Raw genomic sequence first — 6,270 nt, 5'->3', positions numbered from 1 at the left:
CTCGCACCTCAGGGGGCAATGGTTATGTCGTTCTTCGGATTCGGAAGGCGATGGTTGGCCGCGCCCTCCGCAAGCTCCGGCCGCTCCTCAGGGAGCGATAGGACTCGCTTCTTTCGGATCAGGGAGCCGAGGCCTCACAGCACCGCGAAGTCGTCCATCAGCCAGCGACCGTCCTGCTCCACGAGGGTGACCTTGACCCGCGACTGATACGGGAATCCCTCCGGGAACTCCTGGGCGGTCTGCGGCGACTTCAGGGTCTGGTCCAGGGTGACCAGCACAACGGCCTTGCCGTCGTCGACGGACATGAGGCCCGCATTGTCGGCCGTCGCCGTGGACACCGATTCGGCCTCGGCGGATCCGCGGCGGGCGTCCTGCGAGGACTCGATGTAGGTCTGGGTGAACGCGGGCGTGGAGATCTCCCGGATGCGTCGGTCGAGGTCAGCGTAGTCGGCTGAGTTGTAGGTCGAGATCTCGGCCGCGTACCGCCGGGCGGTCTCGAGGAGGGACGTCGTCGTACCGGCCGACGCGCTCGACTCGGCGCGTTCATCGGCATCCACGTACGCCACGGCGAGCACCGCCGTCGACGCCGCGAGGACGACGACCGCCACGATCAGCGCGATCACCGCCCACGGTCGGCTGCCGACCTTCGAAGTCCAACCGGTCCTCCGGCGGGAACCACTCCTACGCGCCGCGGCGGGATCGAGCTTGCGGGGGGTGCGGTCCGAGCCAGGGCGTGGGTCCGCGACCTCGGCCGTGGCGTCGTCGGACCCGTCGGCGTCGTCCGTATCGGCCGGCTCGTCGGCACCCGTGGGCTCGTCAGCCGGGCGTCGGCGCTCGGCCTTGCGGGCTGCTTTCGCCGCCTTCGCCTCGGCCTCGGCGCGGTACTTGTCGCGGTTACTGCGATTGGCCTGCAGGAACTCGTTGCCGTCGAGCGGGGTGACCTGCTCGCCCGTCGGCGATGTCTCCTGGTGAGACTCCGCGTCGACGGACTGTTCGGGCTGGTCGGACGTGGAACGCGACTTCGGCATGCGTTCAATGTAGCGAGACGTTCCCGACGGGTTCGTCTCGCTGCCGGATCACGGCCCGTCGGTCACAGCGCACCGAGGTCCAGGGACACCCACTGTTTCGGTTCGAGGAACAGCTTGGTCTGGGGACCGTGATCCTTCTCGGCCATCTCCACGTAGGGGTCGACGGCCTGGGGCGGGAGGTAGCGCGCCGCCATCTCCTGCAGGTCGCCGCGGGTGCCCGGAACCATGTCGACCGCATCCCCCGACACGGCCACGTACATCAGCCGCGGCGACACCTCGTCGACCATGAGCGTGAACCGCCCGGCGGTTCGGATGAGCTGCAACTTGCGCGATTCGGTTCCGGTGAGCAGCCAGGGGCGACCGCCCGGCTCGTGCTGGTACCACACCGGGACCGTGAGCGGCGCCCGGCCGGGCTCGGCTCCGACCGACAGCGCCGCGACATGGGGTTCGGACAGGAACGCTTCTCGTTCGGATTTCGTGAGTGCCATGATCCGACGGTAGTTCGGACCACCGACATTCTCCTCCGGGTTCGACGACCCGGAGGAGAGCGGTGTGACTACTTCCAGGGTTCGAGAACCTCGGCGGCGCGTTCGGCGAGCACCATCTGGAAGATCGGTCCGAAACTGACCCGGGCCACACCGAGTTCGGCCAGTGCCGCCTTGGTGTTCTTGGTCGGATGACCGATCGCGTTGACCGGCAACGGCAGTTCGCTGGTGAGCCGCTTCTGCGCGGCGTCGTCGTGGAAACCGACCGGGTACAGCACGTCTGCGCCGGCATCGGCAGCCAATTTCATTCGCTCGATCGCCCGGTCGAGGCGGTCGGATTCGTCGCCGACCTGCTTGACGAACAAGTCGGTGCGCGCGTTGATCACCACGTGGACATCGGTGGCGTCGGACGCCGCCCGGAGCGCACCCACGAAATCGGCGTGCTCCTGTGGCTCGCGAAGGCGTCCGCCCTCGCTGTGCACGGTGTCCTCGATGTTCAGACCGACGGCACCCGCGGCGATCAGGCCGTCGATGAGCGTCTTCGGGTCCTCCCCGTAGCCGGACTCGATGTCGACGGAGATCGGGACGTCGACTGCCGTGGTAATCTGCCGGATGCGGGTAGTCAGTTCCTCGAACGTGATTCCTTCGTTGTCGGGCTTGCCGATCGAGTCCGACACCGGGTGACTGCCGACGGTGAGCGCGGTGAACCCGGCGGAGATCGCGAGGTTCGCCGACCAGGCGTCCCACACCGTGGGCAGGATGACCGGGTTTCCCGGTTGGTGGAGTTCGAGCAGAGTCGTGGCCTTGCTGGCGAGTTCCGTCATGGTCCCTACAACTACGCGAGTTCCCGGTCTCATTCCACCGCCATTGCGCTACCTGCGCCAGAACAAATGGTGCGTCACGCCACTGGTGCTCGGGACGGATTCGTGGTGATACCGGCCCTCGAGCTCCTCGGGTGACTCCCAGAGTTTGAGTCCGGCGCCGATCGTGACGGGTGCGACGGCGATGTGCAGGGTGTCGATGAGGTCGGCGTCGAGGAACTCCCGGACGGTGCTCACGCCGCCGCCGATACGTACGTCCTTGCCGTCCGCCGCGGCCTTCGCCTGCTCGGCGGCCTCGGCCGGGGTGGCGTCGAGGAAGTGAAACGTGGTGTCGCTCAGCGTGAACGACGGCCGAACATGGTGCGTCAGCACGAAGACGGGAGTGTGGAACGGCGGCTCGTCACCCCACCAACCCTGCCACTCGTGGTCGGTCCACGGGCCGCGTTGATAACCGAACTTGTTGCGGCCCATGATCTCCGCACCGATGTTGTGGGCGAAGTCGCGAGTGAAGTAGTCGTCGAGGCCGCGGGTGCCACCCGGGTCGGTCCGGTTGGGCCAACCGGCGGTGGCACCCGCCCACGACATCAGTTCCCACGGTTCGACGCGGTCACCGAAGGGCCGCTCGAACGTCTGGTTCTCCCCCGCCCCCACCCCGTCCTGCGAGATGGAGAAGTTCTGGACTCTGAGTAGCTGCGGCATGGCTTTCCGTTCCCGTCATCTGTCGGCACGAGCAATCTATGCGGACAGACTCGGTGTCGCAGCCGAACTCATCGACGCGACTCGGCGCGGAGCACGCCGGACGCCGATCGTGCACGCCGGGTCAGGCGAGCGCCTGAGCGATGACCTCCGCGACGGGGGTCGACGACCGGTCGATGAGCGACTGGAGGTCGCCGGAGTCGGTGTCCAGCTCACCGCGGCTGATCCCGGCATCTGCGCCGGCCAGCATCGCGGCGACCGGTTCCGGCAGACCCGCGCTGACGAGAGCGGCCTGGTAGTCGGCTTCGGAGAGGTCGCGGTACTGGACGGTCGCACCCGATGCCACACCGATCGCTCGGGCGAATTCGCCGTAGGTCAGCCGCTCGTCACCACCCAACTCGTAGACCTTGCCGGCCTGGTCCGAGTCGGCGGTGAGGACCGCTGCGGCCGCAGCCGCGTAGTCGGCACGAGCGGCGGCAGCGAGTTTTCCCTCACCCGCGGCACCCAGGAGCGTTCCGGTCGCCGCCGCCTGCGGGATGGCGGCCAGGTAGTTCTCCCAGTACCAGCCGTTGCGCAGGATCACGGCGGGCACCGACGACTCGTTCAGTCGGGCTTCGGTGGCGACGTGCTCGGGAGCCAGACTCAGACCGCTCGTGTCGGCGTGCAGCAGGCTGGTGTAGGCGATCAGTTCGACGGAGTTGGCCTCCGCCGCCTCGATCACGTTGGTGTGCTGGGCAACACGTTGCCCGACCGCCGAACCCGACACCAGCAGCAACTTGTCGACGCCGACGAGGGCGTCGACAAGTGATGCCGGATCGTCATAGTCGGCGACACGGACCGAAACGCCGTGCGACACAAGCTTCGAGGCCTTCGACTCGTCGCGGACGATCGCCACCACGTCGGCGGCGGCGACGCCCCGGGCGAGTAGTTCGTCGATCACGAGTCCGCCGAGCTGTCCCGTCGCGCCGGTCACTGCTGTGGTCATCTGATTCCTCATCTCTATCGGTTGGACGATTCCCAGTATGCACTTACTTTTCGTAAGTGCAATACGAACTGTTAGCCAGGTCTCGTCGATTCGGCTACCGTTGAGCACGTGACCGAGATCAGCGACGAGTCCCTCGAGGCGGACGTCTTCGCCCGGGACTGCTCGTCCCGGACGACACTGCAGACAGTCACCGGACGCTGGGGCAGCCTGGTGCTGATCGCGTTGGGAGAGAGCAACTATCGATTCAGCGCCCTGCGGCGACGCGTCGACGGCGTGAGCGAGCGGATGCTCTCGCAGACCCTGCAGAGCCTCGAACGCGACGGGATGATCGTGCGCACCGTCCTCGAAGCCATCCCGCCGAAGGTCGAGTACCACCTCACCCCGCTCGGCAGGCAGGTCGCCGACCAGTTGACCGGCCTGATCGAACTCGTGCAGGACAACATGCCGGCCGTCCGCGACGCCCAGGCCGACTACGACGAGCGACGCGGCGGCGACTGAAACCCGCTCTCGTCGGGCACACGTGGAGACGTAAGGGTTCGACGACGAGAGGAGCGTCCCGATGACGTCACCGGAAGCCGACCTGCCGATCGAGGCCAACGAGGCCGATGCGATCGAGCAAGCCCAGCCGACAGGACCCGACGAGCCCTCCGCGCTGGACCCCTCCGCACCGGAGCCCACCGTGCCGTTCGACGCCGATGCCGCCGACGTCGCAGAGCAGGCCGCCGAGGTCGATACCGACCCTGAGGACTACCCCCGCGAGTAGGGCTGCCGAATGGCCGCGAGTTCGCGGGCCGGCCATCGGGCAAGAAGAAAGCCCGTCACCTGCTCGCGCAGGTGACGGGCTCTTCTGCTCCCCCAACTGGACTCGAACCAGTCATAATATACCTGGCCAAGGCGATAAACAGCAGGTCAAAGCCGTTCAGTAGCCGAGACTTCGGGCGAGATTTCGATGGTTTTGGAATGCTGAGTACCGCGACTGCGGTACTCGGTCGACCGGGAGGGTGGAGAGTTGACCGCCAAGGGCCAGAAGCAGAGGAAGCGTCGTACGTGGGGAATCGTCGACAGGCAGCGCAGCGGTCACCACCGCGCTGGCTACACCCCACAAAGGCGAGCGATTCACCGCGCCGCACACCTTTGAGACCGTCGACGAGGCCGACATTTGGCTGTCCAAGCAGCGCGTCGCAATCACCGACGGAACATGAGTCCACCCCGACGAGGCCAAGAAGCAGGCCGAGGCAGCCGCAGCCGAGGCCGCCCGGCAACAGATCACCGTCGGCGAGTATGCCGAGCGATACATTCAGCGGCGCATGGCCGCCGGCAAGCTCGGCGGCAAGAGCGCCTACGACTACCGCCTGTACTGGCACGGGCCGAGGCCCAAGAGCATGGGCCAGCGCGCGACGGCCGGTGGGCGGCTGCACCACCTCGCCGAGTGGCCCGTCAGTGATGTCACCTACGACGACGTCTGCGCGTGGCACGACGAGCAGCTGGAGAGTGGTCGATTGACACAGGTGACGAGGTGTTATGAGCATTTGAAGACCGTCATGCTCGACGCCGAGGACCGTGGCGTGATCGAGCGCAACCCGTGCCGCATCAAGGACGCCAAGGTCTCGACGGGCATCAAGCGCGAGCCGCCCACCGACGCCGAACTCCTCGTCGTCATCGACGCGATGCCGCTGTCGCTGCAGCCACTGGTGATCCTGGCCGCCGCGGTCGGCGGCCGGCTTCGGGGAGCTGACCGCGTTCCGCAAGAAGGACTTCGTCGTCGAACTGACTGACGACGGTGCCGTCGACTGTGTGCGAGTCACCGTGTCCAAAGCCATCACATACATCCCGCACGAGGGGCGCAGCGAGAAGGAGCCCAAGACGAAGGCGGGGAATCGCGACATCCAATTCTTCGGCGACGACGCGCTGATCTTCGCCGCGCACCTGAACAAGATTGGGAAATCGGACCAGCTGCTGTTCACTGACGCTACCGGCGAAATCCGCTCCCGGACGGCAGCCTCACCCATCATTGGCTCAAAGCGTGCAAGGCCGCGAATCATGCTGATTTGCAACTGCATTCGCTTCGGCACTATCACGGAACCCGCTACGCGCAGCTCAGCGAGGCGTCAGCGGCCGAGCTGCTGCACGACTGGGTCACACCGACGTGGCCGTTGGGCTGCGTTACCAGCACGCTGGAGCACGTGCACACACCGACGAACTGGCAAGGCGGGCAGCTCGCTGACCGGCCAGTCGTGCGCCGGCCAGTGGCAGGC

The 6,270-nt window shown here is 66.7% G+C and carries 8 protein-coding genes; 3 read left to right on the top strand and 5 right to left on the bottom strand.

Features of this window, described 5'->3' with window-relative positions:
- Nucleotides 1-134 precede the first annotated feature (134 nt).
- The 5 genes from M4D77_RS23225 to M4D77_RS23205 all read right to left on the bottom strand — a co-directional run bounded on the left by M4D77_RS23225 (nt 135) and on the right by M4D77_RS23205 (nt 4,015).
- Nucleotides 135-1,028, bottom strand: a complete 894-nt coding sequence (locus M4D77_RS23225) for a hypothetical protein (protein ID WP_259937632.1) — start codon at nt 1,026-1,028, stop codon at nt 135-137.
- A 62-nt stretch (nt 1,029-1,090) separates the two neighbouring features.
- Nucleotides 1,091-1,516 (bottom strand): pyridoxamine 5'-phosphate oxidase family protein, encoded by a 426-nt coding sequence (locus M4D77_RS23220; RefSeq protein WP_259937630.1) that lies wholly within the window; start codon nt 1,514-1,516, stop codon nt 1,091-1,093.
- Nucleotides 1,517-1,584: 68 nt separating this feature from the next.
- Nucleotides 1,585-2,337 carry an isocitrate lyase/phosphoenolpyruvate mutase family protein gene (locus tag M4D77_RS23215; protein WP_259937629.1) on the bottom strand — a complete coding sequence of 251 codons (753 nt, stop codon included), beginning with the start codon at nt 2,335-2,337 and terminating at the stop codon, nt 1,585-1,587.
- A 48-nt stretch (nt 2,338-2,385) separates the two neighbouring features.
- Nucleotides 2,386-3,033 (bottom strand): dihydrofolate reductase family protein, encoded by a 648-nt coding sequence (locus M4D77_RS23210; RefSeq protein ID WP_259937628.1) that lies wholly within the window; start codon nt 3,031-3,033, stop codon nt 2,386-2,388.
- Nucleotides 3,034-3,154: 121 nt separating this feature from the next.
- Entirely contained in the window at nt 3,155-4,015 is an 861-nt protein-coding gene (locus M4D77_RS23205) for an NmrA family NAD(P)-binding protein (RefSeq protein ID WP_259937626.1), read from the bottom strand.
- A gap of 108 nt (nt 4,016-4,123) precedes the next feature.
- On the opposite strand from M4D77_RS23205, the gene M4D77_RS23200 reads away from it, so the two are divergent.
- The 3 genes from M4D77_RS23200 (at nt 4,124) to M4D77_RS23190 (ending at nt 5,790) form a co-directional block, all read left to right on the top strand.
- Nucleotides 4,124-4,513: a helix-turn-helix domain-containing protein gene (locus M4D77_RS23200; protein WP_259937624.1), complete on the top strand. Its 390-nt coding sequence runs from the start codon at nt 4,124-4,126 to the stop codon at nt 4,511-4,513.
- 61 nt (nt 4,514-4,574) lie between these two features.
- Nucleotides 4,575-4,778, top strand: a complete 204-nt coding sequence (locus M4D77_RS23195; RefSeq protein ID WP_259937621.1) for a hypothetical protein — start codon at nt 4,575-4,577, stop codon at nt 4,776-4,778.
- Between the two features lie 544 nt (nt 4,779-5,322).
- Nucleotides 5,323-5,790: a hypothetical protein gene (locus M4D77_RS23190; RefSeq protein ID WP_259937618.1), complete on the top strand. Its 468-nt coding sequence runs from the start codon at nt 5,323-5,325 to the stop codon at nt 5,788-5,790.
- The last annotated feature ends 480 nt before the right edge of the window (nt 5,791-6,270 follow it).

Origin of the sequence: Gordonia sp. p3-SID1431, assembly GCF_025143765.1 — a bacterium.
GTDB lineage: Bacteria > Actinomycetota > Actinomycetes > Mycobacteriales > Mycobacteriaceae > Gordonia > Gordonia hongkongensis.
The sequence above is the reverse complement of the archived record's forward strand: the minus strand, read 5'-3'. Positions and strand labels throughout refer to the sequence as shown.

Excerpts from the sequence above, each read along its gene's own strand:
- M4D77_RS23215 (WP_259937629.1), bottom strand. The coding sequence starts at position 2,337 with ATGACGGAACTCGCCAGCAAGGCCACGACTCTGCTCGAACTCCACCAA.
- M4D77_RS23205 (WP_259937626.1), bottom strand. The coding sequence starts at position 4,015 with ATGACCACAGCAGTGACCGGCGCGACGGGACAGCTCGGCGGACTCGTG.
- M4D77_RS23220 (WP_259937630.1), bottom strand. The coding sequence starts at position 1,516 with ATGGCACTCACGAAATCCGAACGAGAAGCGTTCCTGTCCGAACCCCAT.
- M4D77_RS23195 (WP_259937621.1), top strand. The coding sequence starts at position 4,575 with ATGACGTCACCGGAAGCCGACCTGCCGATCGAGGCCAACGAGGCCGAT.
- M4D77_RS23190 (WP_259937618.1), top strand. The coding sequence starts at position 5,323 with ATGGCCGCCGGCAAGCTCGGCGGCAAGAGCGCCTACGACTACCGCCTG.
- M4D77_RS23210 (WP_259937628.1), bottom strand. The coding sequence starts at position 3,033 with ATGCCGCAGCTACTCAGAGTCCAGAACTTCTCCATCTCGCAGGACGGG.
- M4D77_RS23225 (WP_259937632.1), bottom strand. The coding sequence starts at position 1,028 with ATGCCGAAGTCGCGTTCCACGTCCGACCAGCCCGAACAGTCCGTCGAC.